The sequence below is a fragment of the Bacillus sp. AR8-1 genome, from assembly GCF_008042345.1.
GTDB lineage: Bacteria > Bacillota > Bacilli > Bacillales > Bacillaceae_G > Bacillus_A > Bacillus_A cereus.
On the sequence record NZ_QNUB01000021.1, the window covers coordinates 198,132 to 216,640 of the forward strand.

Below are 18,509 nucleotides of genomic sequence, written 5' to 3' on the forward strand. Positions count from 1 at the left end.
CACAAAAGCATTTTTACAATATAATAATTACATAATGAATATTACCTATTATGCAATTATCCTCTCACTTCATGAATCTTATCCTTGTATATTTCAAACCACTGTTGCCATTCATCTTTAGAAAATTCTTTCTCTTCTCCTTCTAAAACGTAAGAAAAAAGATTTAAACAAATATGCCAACCAGCTATATCTCTCGGTGTATGATCTGTTAATTCATGAATGTACTCTTTTAGGAATAAAAGAGTACCATTTTCCTCTTTATGTATTTCAAATCGGACACGGTCTTTATCCCAAGTAAATTCAAGTACTGAGTTTAGTTGACACTCTAAAATATCAATGTTTATGAATGAACCGTCCATCATGTCGAACTTTATTATTCCACCAGTTTTAAGGCTTTCAATCTGTAAATTGGACATCCATTTTTTCAGCTTACTGTTTTCTGTTAATACAGACCAAACTTCCTCTACCGTATATGGAAATTCGCGTTCAAATTTTACAATATATCCACCAGTTAGTTTCCCAATTTCAGCTATCATTTTAATTGCCTCCTTATATAGAATATATGTTCTCATCTCATTTTACACGAATATAAATATAAAATAAATATTTATGTCAGCGAAGTGTTAATTTAAAGTGAATGGTGCTGAGAAAAACTTAAATATTTTCTAAATCGAGTTATATAATATTGAAAATTAAATATAGATTTGCGTACAAATAAAAAAGCCGCATTTGCGACTTATGAAATCATAGGATTAACTCCTGTTTTGTTGAATGATTAACGCTTAATCGCATCGACAATTAGCGATGGAAAACCAAGTTTATCGCCTTTATTTCTAGAATCATACCTTTTCGAACGGAAAATAACACCGTCGTTTGCATCCCATTCGTTGTAATAAAACCGACCATTTTCATCACAATATTCAAGTAAAACTACCTCGAATCCAGCAGTTTCAAACATTTTCGTTAATGTTATATAATTATGAACGATTTTATGACTTGCTGCTGGATGATCTTTCGGACCGGGTCCCCCTATTTGAACTATATTTTGATATGCCTCATCCTGAAAGAATGCATCAGGGACTCCGCACCGAATATGACCAGATGGTTTTAAAAATTCATAACAAATTTCAGCTGCTCTTACACCTTCTTCAAAAGTAAGGTGTTCCCATACATGCTCAGCTAAAATAGCTGAAATAGAGTTGTATTCAAATCTTCCTTCCCACGTAGCTTTATCTAGTAAGTTAAGTTCATCTTCTTGCGTTTGAATCCAACCTGGATTATTATTAAACACTCCAGCTCCGACAACTACTTTAATTTCGTCTTGTTTTATCGCCACCATGTTCACCTCTTAAATATTTTAATTCATTAATATATTCTATGTTTACTATTATCCTTCCTCCTTCAAAATTTAGTAACATGAGTCCAGTACAATACCGAACTCACGTCCTAAAAACTCTCTAACGCAACGATCTGTCTAACTCTATAAAATTAGTTCATAATATACGATTTTTCTTACAGAAATATAGCACAGCAAACATTAGCATAATACCAATTACGTAAAAAATTGTTGTTCCGCTCCCACCAGTATTAGGAATTACCCAATTATTCTTCGCATTTTTTACTGTTATTTTTTGTGTCTTTACTGCTTCTGTAATTTCTATTTCTATTGGATCCCTAAGTAACATGTATCCGTTCGGTGCTTTTATTTCTTTAATCGTATACTTTCCAATTGCTAATTGGTTGGAAATTACCTTTCCTTTTTCATCCGTTATTAATCTACTAACTTCTTTCCCTTCTTTATCTAACACTTGAAATACAGCGCCTTTTAGCTTTAATTCACTATCCTTATCATCAACTTTTTCAATTTCAAATTGCCCAGTCGGATCTGGCAATTTCTTATTTTCTATTTTAATTTCTACTACTGTATCTTTTTCTATTTTTACAGTTATTTTTTCTTTTAATAATTCGTAACCTTTAGGTGCTTCTACTTCCACTAAGGTATAGTTTCCTTTTGGTAAGTCTTTTGATATCGCTTCTCCTTCTTCATTTGTTACTAGTTCTCCAACTATTTTTCCTTTTGGATCTTCTATATGAAACTTTGCCCCTGCTAGCTTTTTATTTTTATCACTTATGTCTACTTTCACTAACTTCATTTTTCCCCTTGGATCTGGCAATTTCTTATTTCCTATTTTAATTTCTACTACTGCATCTTTTTCTATTTTTACAGCTATTTTATCTTTTAATAATTCATAGTCTTTTGGCGCTTCTATTTCTACAAGGGTATAGTTTCCTTTTGGTAAGTCTTTTGATATCGCTTCTCCTTCTTCATTTGTTACTAGTTCTCCAACTACTTTTTTATTTGAATCTTCTATATGAAACTTTGCTCCGACCAATTTTTTATTATCATTATTACTATCCACTTTTTTTATTTTTACTTTTCCAGTACTAGGCTTGTTCCAATGTTGCCAGTTAAATTTGAAATTGTGAAATTCAAATCCACCAGTTTGTTGTACCGCACCGACAAATGCTTGTCCATTAATCGAACCGCCTTTTGTTTCTAATACAGCATTGGGGGCAAACACACTACCAACGACACCATATCCCTCTGTTATAATTTTTTTCGCATTTGGAAAAACCCAAATCACTTTCCCATATAGCTCAGTAAACGGGGAATTAGGAGAATATGGTTGTGATGTAGGAACTATATCTGTAGCCCTTCCAATATTGTTCGTGTCATATAGAATAGACCCATTTTTAAATGTAACCTCTGTTGCATCCGAATACATAACAATAAAATCTTTGTCCTTAGCATTTGGTAAAAATACATCTCTTATATCTAAATTAATTTCCCCTGTCAATTCTGATGAAACATAAATATTAGGATTGTTTATATCTTTTCCGATTCCATGACTCATATTTGGAATTGGGGTATTTGTTTTATATTGACCTGCATTTTTACTGACTTGGTTCACTATATTGCGAAATTCATTAAATTTCGCGTCAATTTCTAGTTTTTCTTTATAAACGATACGATCATAAGAGGATTGTATGATGCGATCTGGATCACTCTCTTTTGTCATTACTACTATTCCGTTTTGAATGATAAAAGATTCTTCTCTTGATTTCTTAAATTTTCCAGACAACAACAAGGACGGATATCCCTCATCAACCCATTTTTCACCTACTATATTAGATGTTCCCGCTGCAGCACCTACAATTGTATACCCCGATGCATCCATATCACCTTGAACTGCAGTTGCTCCTTCAATGTCGCCACCTATTGCTTTATGGTTACCAAAGACAACTGCATTATAACGCGATATATCACCTAGACCTTCTAAGTTTGTCGTGGATCCATATACTTCTTTTGGTACATATATGACAAAACTTACACTTAACATTAACAAAACAATAAAATGAATACTTACCAGCTTTAATCGTAGCCTCAATTCCTTTGTTCCCACCTTTACCGTATTTTTTCTATAGTCGAATAAAATGACATATTCACCAATGAGGATTTACTTCATCTTTTATATACTTTATATACTTTCTTTACTTATCTCTGAATTTCCGGTCCCACTTCCCATTAATGCAGGATAAATAAATACATTCTATCGAGTTAACCTTTTCTTATAAATTACGACTAGAAACACACATAACAATAGGATTGGAACTATTACAGTCCACTTATTAAATATAAATATCTCTGTACTCACTTTTTGTTTTTCTTTCTCGTTTAACTCCACACGCACACCTCGAACTAGCAACCTATTGGTGTTTACTCCATAAGGCGTACACGTAATTAAAGTTGTATAATCTTTATTTTCTACAATTTGTAGATCGTCCGTTTCGTGTGGTAACACTACTTTAATTCGATCTACTTTATAAGCAAGAACTTTGTCTAAAGAATGAATATAAAAAAGATTTCCTTCACTCAACTTATCTAAATCTGTAAATAATTTTGCTGATGGTAAACCACGATGCCCTGTTAAAATAGTGTGCGTATTTTCTCCACCTATCGGGAGCGAAGAAAAATCTAAATGACCTATCCCGCGGCTCAATACTTCCTCAGATGTCCCTTGATAGATTGGCAGTTTTATATTAATTTTCGATATTTCAATATACCCCATTACATCTCCTAAATTTAACGCATCAGCATATGCTTGATGATTACTTTTTTTTTCAGAAAATGGATCAGTAAATGTTTTCGTGGAAGTGTGAACTTGTTTATTATATTCGGCTGCTTCTTTTTCCCTACGTTCGACTTCTTTCTTTTGTAATGCTTTGATATTCTTATCGTAAGAGCTAATCTCAGAATAATGTGCACGAGTCGCCAACCAATTACTAATAGTAGGATATAAAAAAACACCTAATCCAAATAAAAAAATACCTCCCAAAACAAGATTTCGTTTCATATTTCCACCTCTGTATATGCTTAAATATCGAAAAGAGGGAAGCATTTTGCTTCTCCCCTTTTCCCATAGTTACATGTTCCTAAAATCTTAATTATTAGCAGACTTTTTTCTAAAGAAAACAAATGCCGCTGTAACCATTAACGTAAGACCTATTACAGTAAAAAGAGTCGTTCCTATGCCACCCGTTACCGGAAGAACCCATCCACTTTTATTATTTTCAATCGTTAATTTAACCGTTTGATTATTTTCGCTAATCTTTACATCAATGGGATCTTTTAATAATTGATAAGAAGCTTTTGTACCATCTTCTTTTGTATATGTTGGAGCTTTCGTTTCGAAAATTTGATAGTCTCCATATGGAATGTTAGACCATTTAATAACACCATTTTCATCTGATACACCTGTTACTTCTTTTCCTGCTACAACAACTATTTTTCCATTTTTATCTTTAAGTACAAACTCTGCACCTTTTAATTTATTCTTATTAGCACCATCAATTTTTGTTAACTCAATTATTCCAGTTGTTGGAACAACAACTACAGGTTTAGATTCCTTTTCTCCAATTACATCATTTTTATTTGTAAAATGTATTTTTGCTGTATTTAAAATTTCCGAACCAGATGGTACTCCTTCTTTTACTTGAGATTTAATTTGCAAATGAAATTCTTTTTTACCATCTAATTTTGTGAAATCTTTTACTGTAGCTGTTACCTTTTGACCTTCTATAGCTACCTCTACAATGCTTGCATTTACTTCTGCTCCATCAATTTTCACGATTGGCTTTCCTTGAATCACTAAACGATTATCCAAAGTATCTGTTACCACATATTTTTTGTATTCCTTAATGTCTTCTGGAATTAATGTTTTAATATCATAATTATAATTAGTTAACGGATTGATTGGTAACGCTTCCAATTTTCCGTTAATCTTTTTATCAATTGTTGGTTCTTCATAGTTTTTCACTTCTAATTTAACTACTGTACCAGAAGTAATAGTTCCATCTTCATTAATTGTTCCGGAGTTCTTAATAAAAAACTCACGTTTAGTTGGATCTATTACATAGCCTTTCGGAGCTTTTGTTTCTTGGAAATAGTATTCTCCATACACCAATCCTTGCACGCGAATATGACCATTAGCATCTGTTACTAACTCTTTTTTCACTTCTGTACCGTCTTTTTTAAATAAAGAGAATACTGCACCTGCTAATGCTTTTTCATTTACACCAGTTTTTATTAAATCCACTGCACCACGTTTAATCTCATTTTTTGGATACATGTGAACATCATAGTTTAGCACCTTACCCTCTTTATTCGTTAATGGAATATCCACTGTATACGTATTGGGATTTAGATTCACATGTGGAGGTCCTGCCACTTCTTTCACCTCATAACGTCCTAGCGGAAGATCTTTTAATACAGCTTGTCCGTTATCATCTGTTACTACTTGATTTGGAGTGGCTCCCATTACAGGTTTCACGTCTTCTTTTACGATTTTCCCATCGTTTGAAATTTTTTCAAAAGAAGCAACCCTTTTTACTTCAAACGTTACACCTTTTAATGGTTTCGCATCTTTTGGCACCTCTTGATTTGCAGAACCGTCACCTTCTAGTCCCTGCGCTCCATCTTTTTCTTGTTCATACTTATGAATCGTTAAAGTACCTTTAGATGGTGAATCCGCCTTTACTAATACACTAGACCATGTAGAAAATGTTAAGAAAAACACTAAAAGCACACTAAATATTCTTTTCATTTCTCTTATCCCCTTTACTACTTCTATCATTTTAAAAATCTCTTTATTACTATTACCTTCTTAAAAGCAATAGTGTGCCAAGTATCAGATTTAAACGAATAACATAAAACATAGTCGTCCAACAATCCATTGTTTACAATCACTTATTCACTTTTCTTATCTTCTATTATTACGTTGTCTCTCCACATGATATATGTAATTTTCTCCCCTAAATTACACTTATATCCCTATTTCAAGAATCATTACATTTGTTACATAATAGCTTTCACTACTAATTTCGACTAGTCACTTACTGTCAATCTATTAATTTCTCACTTCCTATCCCTATTTAAAATCCAATCTTAATCATTTTTTAATACATATAAGTAATAACCAACAAATAAGTGTGACGATTCATATTTTACGCTACTGTCCAAAACTATTACCTGTATATTCAAATAATATGTGCTATTCATGTTAAATTATGGTATTATTCTTAGAAGTTTATAACTTTTATTTATATTTTTTATTAATAAAGGTTTTCCGTTTCTACTTATGAAAAAAGGAATATATGTTTATTTAACTATTACGCATAACTGTAAGGAGGAAGAATATGACTAAAAAGCTCAATCTAGTTGAGATAGAGTACATTTGCAATATGTTTTTCCAATCTTTTGAAATTCCAGTTTGTTTTTTAGATTGTAACAAAAATATTCTTTTAGAATTCACATCAAAAAGTGATTCACATTCGTTGTATACATCAAAAATAGAGCAGTTACATGTGCTTTTTCAGAGAAATGATACATATAATTTCCCCATCTTCAGAACTCACGAACATCTAGGGCACTTCATTTTAATTCACATAAAGAGCGATTATATGGTGAACGGTACTGTTATTATTGGGCCCTTGGCACATGTAAATTTTTCTACAAGTAAAACGGATAGTAACCTTAATTTCATTCCAAATTATAAAAGAACAAGAGACCATTATTTTTCATTGTCAGTCAAAGATCAAAATTTCTTTGTAAATATAGCAATATTGTTCTATAACATTTTCTATAAAAAAAATTCAGATGTAAGCACCTTTTCAAATAACAGTGACTCACTTCATATAAGTCATAGCAGAATCTTAAACGAAGATGTATATATTTCAATGCAAAAAGACGAATCCGTTTATCATAATTTGTATATAGAGCAGCAATTACTTGGTTCTATAGAAAACGGGGATAAAGAAACCGTACTCAAATATTATTACGAATTCCAACAAGAGACTCTTTCATCTTTATCTTCATTCCATCAATTAAGACGTCATAAAAACATTTGTATTTCATCCATCACGCTCGCTACTAGGTATGCGATAAAAGGGGGACTTCCATCTGGGATTGCTTACAAAATTTATGATTTACATATTCAAAGAACAGAAGATTTAAAAGACAAAGAATCTGTTTGGGATTTGTTAAAAAATGCTTTTTGTACCTTTGCAGACCGTGTAAAGGCACAAAAAACACAGCAACATTCACAGACTATCGCTATTTGCAAAAACTACATTTTTAAAAACATTTACAATCCAATATCTGTTAAACAACTTGCTAAATTTGCAAATGTGAATTCAGATTATTTATCTATATTATTTAAAAAAGAAGTCGGTATTTCATTAATTGAGTACATTCAACGTGAACGAATCGAAGAAGCAAAGAAATTATTAACTTTCACCACCTATCCCTTATCAGACATATGCGCTTCGCTTAATTTTAGCGATCAAAGTTATTTCACTAAAATTTTTAAAAAATTCACCAATGAAACACCTGGTAAATACCGGAAATCTCATGTTGTCATTTAGAGTGACACTTCCATTAAAACAAAGTGTTTTCAGTAACTTATCAATGGCAAATTAGAAGTACTCCTATATTCATGAGCTATAGGATTTATGCTATTTTCAAATCAAAAAACACGTTACTATTCTTTTATTTTAATGAGAATAGTAACGTGTTTTATATGTAATATAGTTCTGTAGACAGAATAGTATCCAACTGCAAATTTTTATAAAAGCCAAATGTACCGCTTAACTATTAAAATCTTAATAAGTAAAAAATCCATATTTCGTTTTATTTACTTTCTACTTTATTTCTTTTGAATACTCAACTCTTTTCTTCAAACGAATAATCCCTACTATTATTTTTGTATCTTTCTAAATTTGCGAATCAAAGTGAGTACTGTACCTGCAATAATCATCAATATGCCGATTGCTGCACTGTTAGTTGTACTTACACCCGTCTTTGGCAGCTCCTTATATGTATATTCTTTTTTATCGGTATTACTGTTATTTGAGATATTATTGTTATTTGTCTTATTAGCAAGACCATTAGGTTTGCTAGTTTCTTTATCTTTCACTAATACTTTTTGTATTGTATTTACCTCATTACCCACGGAATCTCTTACACTATATATTATTTCATAAGTACCAGCTTTAGTTGTATCTATAGTTCCTTCATACGCTACTTTAGAAGTAAGGTCACCGTCTTCTTTGTCAGTAGCTGATACTCCTACCAACGGATCAAATTGATCACCCTCAGTAATTGAAGTTGTAGCAGGTACTTTTAGTATTGGTTTATCATTTTTAACTTCTTCTCTAACTTTGACCGTTACAGTTTGCTTCGCCGTTACTTCATGACCTTTAGAATCTGTAACCGTGTACGTTAATATGTAAGTACCGGCTTTAGATGTATCTACTTCACCATCAACTTTGATTTTAGAAGTGAGATCACCGTCTTCTTTATCGATAGCTAATACTTCTGCCATTGAAACAAATGAATCTCCTACATGAATTGTCGCTCCAACAGGCACTGTTAATTTAGGTTCTAAATCTGATGTTTCTCCATTTTTCTCTACAATTACAGTCTGTGTTGCCGTTGCATTCCGCCCTTGAGAATCAACAACCATGTATTCCATAATGTATGTACCTGATTTTGAAGTATCTACATCGCCTTTATGCTTTACTTTATTTGTTAAATCACCATCTTCCTTATCAACAGCTTTTACATTTCTCATTGGATCAAACGTATCTCCTACACGTAGTGTAATGGTAATCGGTACAGTTAACTCTGGAGCTTGGTTTTCTACTGTTTTTTCGTTTTCTTTCACTGTTCCTGTAATTTTTGCCGCATCAAAAGCATTTTGGATTGCTTGAACTTCAATTGAGTTCGTTCCATATTTATTAGTTGCAACTGTAAGGCATGCCAATCTCAATTCAGAGAAATCAGAAGTCATGTTTAATTCATCAGTATTTGCATAATAGAAAATATCAAACATTTTATCTTCACCAATACCATTTACATTTACACCGTTATGAGTACCACCTTGTGCAATTAAATACGCAACTTTATTAATAATACTTGAGTTAAAATGAACGCCTCCATAATCCTCTCCATTTAAATCATTATATTTACTATAATCATCAGGATACGGTAGTCCTTCTGAAAAATTAATTGCAGTTGGATTTTTCATATTACGAAAAGTCGATCCAGTTTGTTCTCCTATTGTCCAGTTAAATTCCCCATTATTTATGTATTTCTCTATAGCCGTTCCCATAATATCAGATAATGCCTCGTTAATCGCCCCAGATTCTCCTGAAAATTCAAGGTTAGATTCGCTTGATGTAACTGCATGTGTAAATTCATGACCCGCTATATCGAATGCTTTTACCATAGGATCTCCATATAAAAGCATACTAATGTTATTAATATTAGTACTAAATGCATTCTCCCAATTTTCAGGATCATTTGTTCCTCCAGAATCCCATGCATGTACAACTGAAACTACTTTTTTTCCTTTATTATCAAAACTATTACGCTTATATTTTTCTTTATAAAAATCGTATACCTTTGTTGCTAAGAAATGAGCGCTTACCGCCTTTGGATCATTAAATGTTGTTGAAACACTAGTTGCTAGTATACCAGGATAATAACTTTCTTCATTTGTAATATCTCTATAATTTACATCATATGTCTCAATTCCTTGTCCTCTTGTGTAATCAGCAAGCGCATAATTCCCACTGGTCTGTTTAGAAATACCAAATGTACGAGTTACGCCTAAATCATCTTTTCCTGTTCCAGTTAATGATGTAAAATTGCTAGTTTTATTTTCCTTAACGGATTCAACATACTCTTCACTTATTTTCAAACTTGATTCTTGTACCATATCTTTTAACATTTCACCATTATGAGCATTCACTAAATAAGTTCCAGATACATAATTTGGTGTTGTAGCAGCAAATGTAACTTGATATGCATTGCTAGCCTGCCCATGATTTTCATCAACAAAAATAACTGCCTTAACTTCTGGCTCAGAAATAAATTTAGTATCGTTTCCGTACTTTTTATAAATATATTGTTTTGCTTCTTCTTTTGATAAATTAATAGGTTTCTTTAAATCTTCTTGTGTTAAATTTTGTGCGCTAGCTCCTGAAATGCTTTTAATAATACCTTTTTTATCTACGTGAGCAGTCAACTGGTGGCCATATACTTCTTTTCCTTCATATATTTGTTGCATGCGCACAAGTGTAGTTCCATTATAAGAACCACGTTTTTGAAGAACCTTGTAATCTACTCCTGTTTCTGCACTAACTTGTTTTGGAGACAAAGCATGCTCCGTATTTTCCTTAAGTGCATCTTTCACTACATTCTCTGGTTCCTTTTTTGATGGTTGTGTCAGATCACCTGTACGGAACGAATCCTCTTGAATTTCAACTTGCATTTGACCAGGTTCCTCTGCATGACCTACTCCATATGGTGTTACACTTGTTAAAACGAATCCTGTTGTTAATGCTACTATAGCTATTTCTTTTTTATTTCCCATGATATTTACCTCGTATAAGTTTCTATTATTTATATGAAACTGCTAAAATGTATACAATCTATTCCTAACATAAAAAGATGACTTTTGTAATCTACAAAAGCCACCTCTTCAATATGTAATATCCCTAAAATGTTTTTAATACATAATTTCTATACAAAAAGAAAAAAGCATTCATTAACGAGCATTTTGCAATACTTTTATTAGGTCATTTATATTTTCAACTTTCTGCTGAAACTGATCAAGTCTGCTATGTAGCGATGAAGGATTTTTATCTTCAGTTGAAATAACTTGTTTTAATTCGTTTTCTAATTTATCATACATATCAAAGAAATTATCAAATTCTACACTTACAAGCTCTTCATTTTCGCGATAGAATCTTTTTGCTTCTATATAAGTCATATATGATTTATTTAAAAATCCTAATGAAATTAAATATTTAGAAGTGTTTTCTTGATAAATAGCAATATCACATGCCATTTTAATATCAGAATAAGTCTTTTGAACGAGACAATGCAATTCAAAAATCTTAAACTTTAATCCATTATTCATTTCATCCCCTCCCATCGTATCTATTCTACATAAAATTAGAATATTATACAAAGAAAATTATTAGTATGAAATTGACAATTTAAAAAATAACTTAAGGATAAACAAAATCCCTCGCATTATAAATTATAGTTACGGAGCATTTACCAACATAACAGCAAAATAAAAAGCGAAAAGAATAAATCTTTCCGCTCTTAGAGTAATAAATACATTTCATATTGTGCTAAAGAATTCTTTTCAAATCTACATTTCTTTAAAAAACCCTCCAGTAAATTATTGTTAGGAAACCCAATTGATAAACTTGATAAATGTAATTCTTCTCTTGCTACTTCTAATAATTTCATCCCAACACCAATATTTCTATAATCTTTATCTACGAAAATAAAACTAATTTTACCTTCTTCATTTACACATAGAGAGCCTTTTAAGTCATTAGTGACATATGCACCATAAAATACATTATTTGTTTTTTCGATATAATCAACATCATTTTGCCAATTTATATGGAAGTTTAACCATTTCTGAATTTCATCTTTAAAAGTTGGAAATTCTAATTGTTTTACTTCAATATCCTTACAATCTTTATTCATTATTTTAGTCAAATCATTTAAATTATAATAAGAAAGATCGTACACTTTTTCATAGCCCAACTTATTATAAAAATGAATCGCTCGGTCGTTTCCTACAATGACTTCGAGAAAAAGTTGCTTACATCCATGTTGAATCGCCTCTTCTTTATGCAGTTCAAATAATTTTTGACTCACACCAATACCTCGGTAATTAGGATGAACCGCTAATGTTCCACAGCGCATAGTCTTTATACTTTCATAATCCTTTATACCACCTAATATTACGCCAACTGATTTGTCACCGTCTAAAGCAAGAAAAGAATGTTCTAGCAAATTACCTTCTGGTCCCAAAAAACGGTGTATAAAATCACCTTTTGAAACTTCCATCTTAATAATATAATCGGAAAATCCATCTTTAAAAGCTTCATATACTAAATCAATATTTACTTCACTACATCTTTTATATTGAATCATATAAAATTGCCCTCCAATTGCTTGTATTAACCGCAACATGTACCCATATAATATATTCCATCTATTATAAATTTCAGCTCTTAATTTGAAATGAACGGACATTTCCCTACATATAACCCACTATTAATTTGTTTTATAACAAACTATCTATTATTTACTACATTAATCTCATAAACACGCAAAAAAGCAATTAAATGCTCACATGCTCTTTCGCATGCTAGCATTTTAAAGATTTTTTGTTCTTCTTTCGTTTTATCATTTGCTTGATCTGAAGCAGCTTTTAAACATAGAAATGGTTTTTTATTTATTTGGCATACATAGGCGAAAGCTGCTACTTCTTGATCAACTGCCAATGCTCCATATACGGTATGGAGTAAATATCTCATTTCTGAACTGCGAATACGTTGATCTCCGGATAAAAATGTACCGAAATGTATTGGATCATATGATCGTATTTTTTTTATTCTTCTTACAAGTGATTTTGTTGTTTCAATAGGTGCTGTTCTACCGTTATATAAATTAAAAACATCTTCCCCTGAGCCAGCTGCAGTAACATCGTGTTGTATTGCGTTTAGTGCCACTACAATATGACCGTTTTTCACCTTATTTGATAAACTTCCGCATATTCCTGTCATAAACAACTCATCTGGCTGAAACTCACTAATTAACAATTGTACACAACTAGCGCAGCTTACTTTACCAACACCAGTAACAACTGATATAATTTCCAGCTCATTAATAGTATGAAAATGAAATTCCCAAGCTGCTCTTTTTTCAACACGTTCACTCGGATAATGTTGATGCAAATACGTCAGTTCTGGTTCCCATGCAGATACTATTGCAATACGTTTCATTACACGCTTCACTTCCCCTATTGTCATTTAAATAAGTTATCTATACTTTCTCGTTCATAATCTGGAATCCATTCTTTGTATTTCTTATATAAATCTCGTATTATTTCTTTATTCTTCGCAATTACTTTACATCCTCTATCATCACACATAAACATGACAATATCTTTCGTTGCATTTATGAGAAATACATCTGGATAAGAAATTTCTTTTTTTCGTCCAAATCGAGGATACAGAGCAGAGAAATCCTCGTGATTAGCAGCTTGTATAAGCAATTCATACTTAATATCTTCCGCAAGACATTTTAAAGAAAAATGATATGTACAATATAAATCTGCTTCTTCATCTTCAAATAGAAACGGTAACGTTTCTTGTCTTATATGAAATCTTAAATCTCTTTTCTTAATATATTTATTGTATACATTTATTTTCTGTGGAGTTTTTATGTTTTCCTTTTTAAATCTATAAACATTTGTCACTACAAACACTACATCTTCTTTTGAAAATATGTCTTCAAATAAGAATTTATTATATGTATATAGTTGAGAAAAGTATTCCATATTTAAATCGTCGGTTCCTTCTACAATTTGATATTTATCTTTTCCGAAATCAAAATGTAAATGATTTCCCCACTGAGAATATAAGTAGGGTCCTAATGTAACTCCTGGAAATGTTTGATTCATATATTCTTTTAATTGCATTTCCTTGTCCTTTCTACTGTAAAATTCCTTTTAAATCCCAGTATGCTTCTTCTAGCCACGGATGTATAACTTTCAATGTATCTTTCCTTTCCCACAAATATGAAATATATACAAAAGCTGCTTTTTCCAAAGATTTTTCCAATCCTTTTTTTATTTCTATTAAATATGGTGGTGTCCCGTTTTGATCCCATTCTATTTTATCTGCAACAAATAATACTAAATCCATCTTCGTTGCATGTTTACGCAACGTTGTATGGCAACAAATTGCATTTAAAATTTCTTCATTTTCTACTTTAAATATTTCTTTTGCGATTACTCTCGATAATTTTTGATGAATAATCATAGGAAACTTTTTTCTGCTTCCACTATCTCTACCCCAAACTCTTCAGCAACTGCAATCCTCTCCTCGTTCGGAAAAATGCCACTAATATCATGTAAATATCCTGCAATTGCTGCTTTTTCTTTATCTACGTGAAACTTTTCTGCAATCTTTTTTGCCTCATTTGCCACACGAATTGAATGTTTATATGTAAACTCTTTATTATATTTTAGTAGAAAGGCTTTAATATCATTTTCTATTTTTCCAGTTGGAGTAAATGAATATATATCACTATATAACATAGAAAATCCCCCTTATAACTAACTTACATTATAATGTAGAATCTAAATATCCTTTTTATTTTATATTCGATATTAATCTTTTTACTCCTTTTTAATACGTTACATGAAATTTTATACAAAATCATCGCTACAAGTACATAAATGTTTGATATTATAGTAATGTTGATGATTTGTAAGGAAAGGAACTACACAATGAATAAAAACATATTAATTATTGATGATGATAAAGAAATTGTTGAATTACTTGCTGTTTATTTGCGAAATGAAGGCTATAACATTTATAAAGCTTATGATGGCGATGAAGCATTGCAAAAGGTTTCTACATATGAAGTTGACCTTATGATTTTGGATATTATGATGCCAAAACGAAACGGATTAGAAGTTTGTCAGGAAGTACGTGAAAATAATACTGTACCAATTCTAATGCTTAGTGCAAAAGCAGAAGATATGGATAAAATATTAGGCCTTATGACAGGTGCCGATGATTATATGATCAAACCATTCAATCCATTAGAATTAGTAGCTAGAGTGAAAGCTTTATTACGAAGATCCTCTTTCCAAAATGCTACTTCGCAAAAGAATGAAGATGGTATTATTCGTATTCGCTCTGTTGAAATACACAAACATAATCATACAGTTAAAGTAAATGGAGAGTATATTAAACTAACCTCTATTGAATTCGATATTTTATATTTACTTGCGAGTAATACAGGAAGAGTATTTAGTTCAGAAGAAATTTTCGAACGCGTTTGGAATGAAGATGGTTATGGTTCAAATAAGACGGTAATGGTCCATATTAGCAACTTACGAGATAAACTTGAAACAGTAATGAATGGAGAAAAATTGATTCATACTGTTTGGGGAGTTGGCTATAAAATTGAGAAATGAAGCATTTGATATATTAAAAGATATTCCTAAATGGAAACTTATTTTTTGGCTTTTATTAGCTATCACACTCACTCCTATTACTGAACTAATTATTTATCGCCTCGTTACGAGTGTAATTGAGAGTTCACTTACTCTAACTGAACTCGGTAAAGAATTCATTCGAATTTTTGGTTATGAAAAGTATAAAGGGATTAAAGAGTCTTTATGGATGATGATTGTATCTTATTTGTTTTTATTTTCTATTTTTTCATCCTATCTTTACATTTTTTATCGTCACGAGAAAAAACTTTATTATGAAACTTGTATAAAAAAAATGATAGAAGAAATTCGTTATATTGCAAATGGAAACTTCAATCATAAAGTTTCTATTGTAAATCATAATTATCTAGAAGAATTAGCAATCGGGGTCAATGAAATTGTTGAACAATTAAAAGTCTCCATTGATGAAGAAAGACAAGCGGAACAAGCAAAAAGTGAACTTATTACAAATGTATCACATGACTTACGCACCCCTCTTACTTCTATAGTTGGATACGTAAATTTAATCCATCATGATAATTATAGAGATGAAGTGGAATTGCGATACTATATTCAAGTCATTTACGATAAAGTAACTCGTCTTAATGCATTAATGAATGACTTGTTCGAATATACACGTGTTCAAAATAAAGAATTAAGCTTGTATTCTGTTCCTATTGATATTGTAGAGTTACTTGGACAATTAACTGTTCAATTCCGCATACAGGTTCAAGAAGCTAATATAGAATGTCGGCCTTCTTTCCCGTCTCAAAAGCTTATGGTATTAGCTGATGGTGACAAATTAGTGCGTGTGTTTGAAAATCTTATTATAAACGCTATCGCTTATGGAAGCGAAGGTCGCTATATTGACCTTACTGCTTATGAAAGCAATAATATGATTACAATTGATATAACAAATTACGGACAACCTATTCCTAGTACGGATTTACCTCATATTTTTGAACGTTTTTACCGCGTTGAGAAATCTCGCTCTACAAACACTGGTGGATCTGGACTTGGATTAGCAATTGCAAAAAGTATAGTCGAGTTGCATAAAGGAACAATTGAAGTATATAGTGATGACGAAAAAACAACATTCACTGTAAAACTACTTCCATACAAATGTTAATATTACAAATAAAAAGTTCAATTTCTTATCATATAAGAAATTGAACTTTTTCTATTATTTCCCTAAATTTAATAATCCTTTATAATTCTTTAGAAATTCTTTACCTTTTCTTTCTTCCTAATTAAGCATTCCTTTTTACAATACTATTATTGATGTCATAATAGGAGGATCACTTATGCAATTCTTAAAAAAATTCGCTATTTTATTATTATCTTTTTTCATTACTGCACTTATCGTTTTATATTTTTATCTTTATGTAAATGGTCCGATTATTCAAGCTAAATCAGCTATTTTAATAAATGCTAATTCAGGTGAAATTGTTTATAAAAAAAATGAAGAAACCCCAGTACAATCAGCTACTTTATCTAAATTAATGACGGAATATATCGTATTGGAACAACTAAATGATAGAAAAATACAGTTAGATGACTTCGTACAAATAAGTAACGAAGTTTTCCGAGTAGAAACAAGCCCTATACAAGTAACATCGAATGATAAAACAACGGTTCGTGATTTACTTCATGCATTGCTACTGGCAGGGAATAATCGTTCTGCACTCGCTCTAGCAGAACACATTGCTGGAAATGAAGATAACTTTACAATATTAATGAATAAAAAAGCAAAAGAACTACAGTTATTACAACCATCTCCATTTCTAAACTCTACTGGAATTAATCATGATACAAATAAACAATCAACTACAACAGCAATAGACGCAGCTAAACTAGCTGCACGATTAGTAAAAGATTTTCCAGATGTATTGAATATTACGAAACTAACCTCTTACCAATTTACCTTCAAAGATTCCCAGGTTTTCAATACGAATAAAATGATATATTCCCTTAATGAAAACATTAAACTTCAAGGTGTTGATGGCTTACAAACTAGTTTTTCAACTAACGGTAATTATAGTTTTGTCAGTACAGCAAAACTAGGAGATACTAGACTAATTTCAGTAATATTAGATGCAGATGAAGAAAACATCTCATTTATTGAAACAAAAAAGTTGCTACAGTATGGTTTTGATCCTTCCTCGTACTCTGCACTCCAAGCTTTTAAAGACACCCTTACATCTTGGACAATATTGCTTCAGTTTAAAAACTTAATTATACAAACTATAATGATTTTCTTAATCATTACCACCTTAATGTTTTTACATATACGTCAGAAAAAATCCGAGGATTTCAATTAAGAAATCTTCTTATATATAAAAACCGACTTGCGCTTGAGATGCAAGTCGGTTTTTAATTCTATCATCCTCGTCCAATCAAATTTGCTGAAACTGGTTGCAAGTTTAACTCCCTCGCCCATATAGATAGCTGACCAATATGATAGATTTCATGTACGATTACATGTCTTAAAACCTATGTTTTTTGAGGCATACATCCATCTCTGTTTCCTTTCGTTGTATTCGTTTGTTTAGTTTAAATGGGTTAATCTATTAATTCTATTAAATCCAACAATTGAACTATTACACTTTAAAGTTCTATTCATATACTATAGTAGATTACTAGAAAGGAGGTTTAACTATGGATAGTTGCGTTGTATTTGTAAACGGACAACCTTTTTTAGTTCTTTCAGTAGCTGGTATTGAAATTGCTAGATTAGAGATTTCCCTTCAAGTAGCATTAGCTCTAAGAGTGCTTGGGATACCAATCTGTGATTAATTACCAAATTAATAAAAAAAGAGGGCATTTGGTCATCTCCCTGTCAAG

The 18,509-nt window shown here is 31.3% G+C and carries 15 protein-coding genes and 2 pseudogenes; 5 read left to right on the top strand and 12 right to left on the bottom strand.

The features are described from left to right. Positions 1–56: 56 nt before the first annotated feature. The 5 genes from DN400_RS17730 to DN400_RS17750 form a co-directional block, all read right to left on the bottom strand. Entirely contained in the window at positions 57–536 is a 480-nt protein-coding gene (locus DN400_RS17730) for an SRPBCC family protein (RefSeq protein ID WP_016512802.1), read from the bottom strand. A 239-nt stretch (positions 537–775) separates the two neighbouring features. Continuing rightward, positions 776–1,339: a class I SAM-dependent methyltransferase gene (locus DN400_RS17735; protein WP_000225731.1), complete on the bottom strand. Its 564-nt coding sequence runs from the start codon at positions 1,337–1,339 to the stop codon at positions 776–778. A gap of 154 nt (positions 1,340–1,493) precedes the next feature. After that, a complete protein-coding gene (locus tag DN400_RS17740; RefSeq protein WP_147801796.1) occupies positions 1,494–3,449 on the bottom strand; it encodes an MSCRAMM family protein in 1,956 nt (651 codons plus the stop codon). Positions 3,450–3,611: 162 nt separating this feature from the next. Continuing rightward, positions 3,612–4,415: a class C sortase gene (locus tag DN400_RS17745; RefSeq protein WP_098256099.1), complete on the bottom strand. Its 804-nt coding sequence runs from the start codon at positions 4,413–4,415 to the stop codon at positions 3,612–3,614. Between the two features lie 87 nt (positions 4,416–4,502). Next, complete coding sequence (locus DN400_RS17750; RefSeq protein WP_098256100.1) at positions 4,503–6,164, bottom strand: LPXTG cell wall anchor domain-containing protein; 1,662 nt, start codon at positions 6,162–6,164, stop codon at positions 4,503–4,505. 592 nt (positions 6,165–6,756) lie between these two features. Here DN400_RS17750 and DN400_RS17755 point away from each other — a divergent pair. Beyond that, positions 6,757–7,983 (top strand): helix-turn-helix domain-containing protein, encoded by a 1,227-nt coding sequence (locus DN400_RS17755; protein WP_141527846.1) that lies wholly within the window; start codon positions 6,757–6,759, stop codon positions 7,981–7,983. A gap of 332 nt (positions 7,984–8,315) precedes the next feature. On the opposite strand, the gene DN400_RS17760 is transcribed toward DN400_RS17755, so the two are convergent. The 6 genes and pseudogenes from DN400_RS17760 to yqeK form a co-directional block, all read right to left on the bottom strand. Continuing rightward, a complete protein-coding gene (locus DN400_RS17760; protein WP_098256084.1) occupies positions 8,316–10,997 on the bottom strand; it encodes a M4 family metallopeptidase in 2,682 nt (893 codons plus the stop codon). Between the two features lie 174 nt (positions 10,998–11,171). Next, positions 11,172–11,546 (bottom strand): hypothetical protein, encoded by a 375-nt coding sequence (locus tag DN400_RS17765; protein WP_001059026.1) that lies wholly within the window; start codon positions 11,544–11,546, stop codon positions 11,172–11,174. 191 nt (positions 11,547–11,737) lie between these two features. Continuing rightward, positions 11,738–12,586, bottom strand: a complete 849-nt coding sequence (locus DN400_RS17770; protein ID WP_000617067.1) for a GNAT family N-acetyltransferase — start codon at positions 12,584–12,586, stop codon at positions 11,738–11,740. A 143-nt stretch (positions 12,587–12,729) separates the two neighbouring features. After that, positions 12,730–13,467 (bottom strand): 5'-methylthioadenosine/S-adenosylhomocysteine nucleosidase, encoded by a 738-nt coding sequence (mtnN, locus tag DN400_RS17775; RefSeq protein WP_000151939.1) that lies wholly within the window; start codon positions 13,465–13,467, stop codon positions 12,730–12,732. After that, positions 13,464–14,138: a DUF3885 domain-containing protein gene (locus DN400_RS17780; RefSeq protein WP_100910247.1), complete on the bottom strand. Its 675-nt coding sequence runs from the start codon at positions 14,136–14,138 to the stop codon at positions 13,464–13,466. The genes mtnN and DN400_RS17780 overlap by 4 nt, the downstream gene beginning before the upstream one ends. A 13-nt stretch (positions 14,139–14,151) precedes the next feature. Further along, positions 14,152–14,759 (bottom strand): annotated as a pseudogene (yqeK, locus tag DN400_RS17785) (bis(5'-nucleosyl)-tetraphosphatase (symmetrical) YqeK). Positions 14,760–14,951: 192 nt separating this feature from the next. Here yqeK and DN400_RS17790 point away from each other — a divergent pair. The 3 genes from DN400_RS17790 (at position 14,952) to DN400_RS17800 (ending at position 17,986) form a co-directional block, all read left to right on the top strand. Then, positions 14,952–15,647 carry a response regulator transcription factor gene (locus tag DN400_RS17790; RefSeq protein WP_001038809.1) on the top strand — a complete coding sequence of 232 codons (696 nt, stop codon included), beginning with the start codon at positions 14,952–14,954 and terminating at the stop codon, positions 15,645–15,647. After that, entirely contained in the window at positions 15,637–16,794 is a 1,158-nt protein-coding gene (locus DN400_RS17795) for a sensor histidine kinase (RefSeq protein ID WP_001243312.1), read from the top strand. The genes DN400_RS17790 and DN400_RS17795 overlap by 11 nt, the downstream gene beginning before the upstream one ends. Positions 16,795–16,969: 175 nt before the next feature. Continuing rightward, positions 16,970–17,986, top strand: coding sequence for a D-alanyl-D-alanine carboxypeptidase family protein (locus DN400_RS17800; protein WP_001160060.1), 1,017 nt, complete (start codon positions 16,970–16,972; stop codon positions 17,984–17,986). A gap of 61 nt (positions 17,987–18,047) precedes the next feature. Here DN400_RS17800 and DN400_RS17805 read toward each other — a convergent pair. After that, positions 18,048–18,158: pseudogene (locus DN400_RS17805) on the bottom strand (DinB family protein); the annotation flags it as partial. Positions 18,159–18,323: 165 nt separating this feature from the next. On the opposite strand from DN400_RS17805, the gene DN400_RS17810 reads away from it, so the two are divergent. Continuing rightward, the gene (locus DN400_RS17810; protein ID WP_000376554.1) at positions 18,324–18,461 is read left to right on the top strand and encodes a DUF3956 domain-containing protein; all 138 of its coding nucleotides are present in this window, start codon (positions 18,324–18,326) and stop codon (positions 18,459–18,461) included. Positions 18,462–18,509 lie beyond the last annotated feature (48 nt).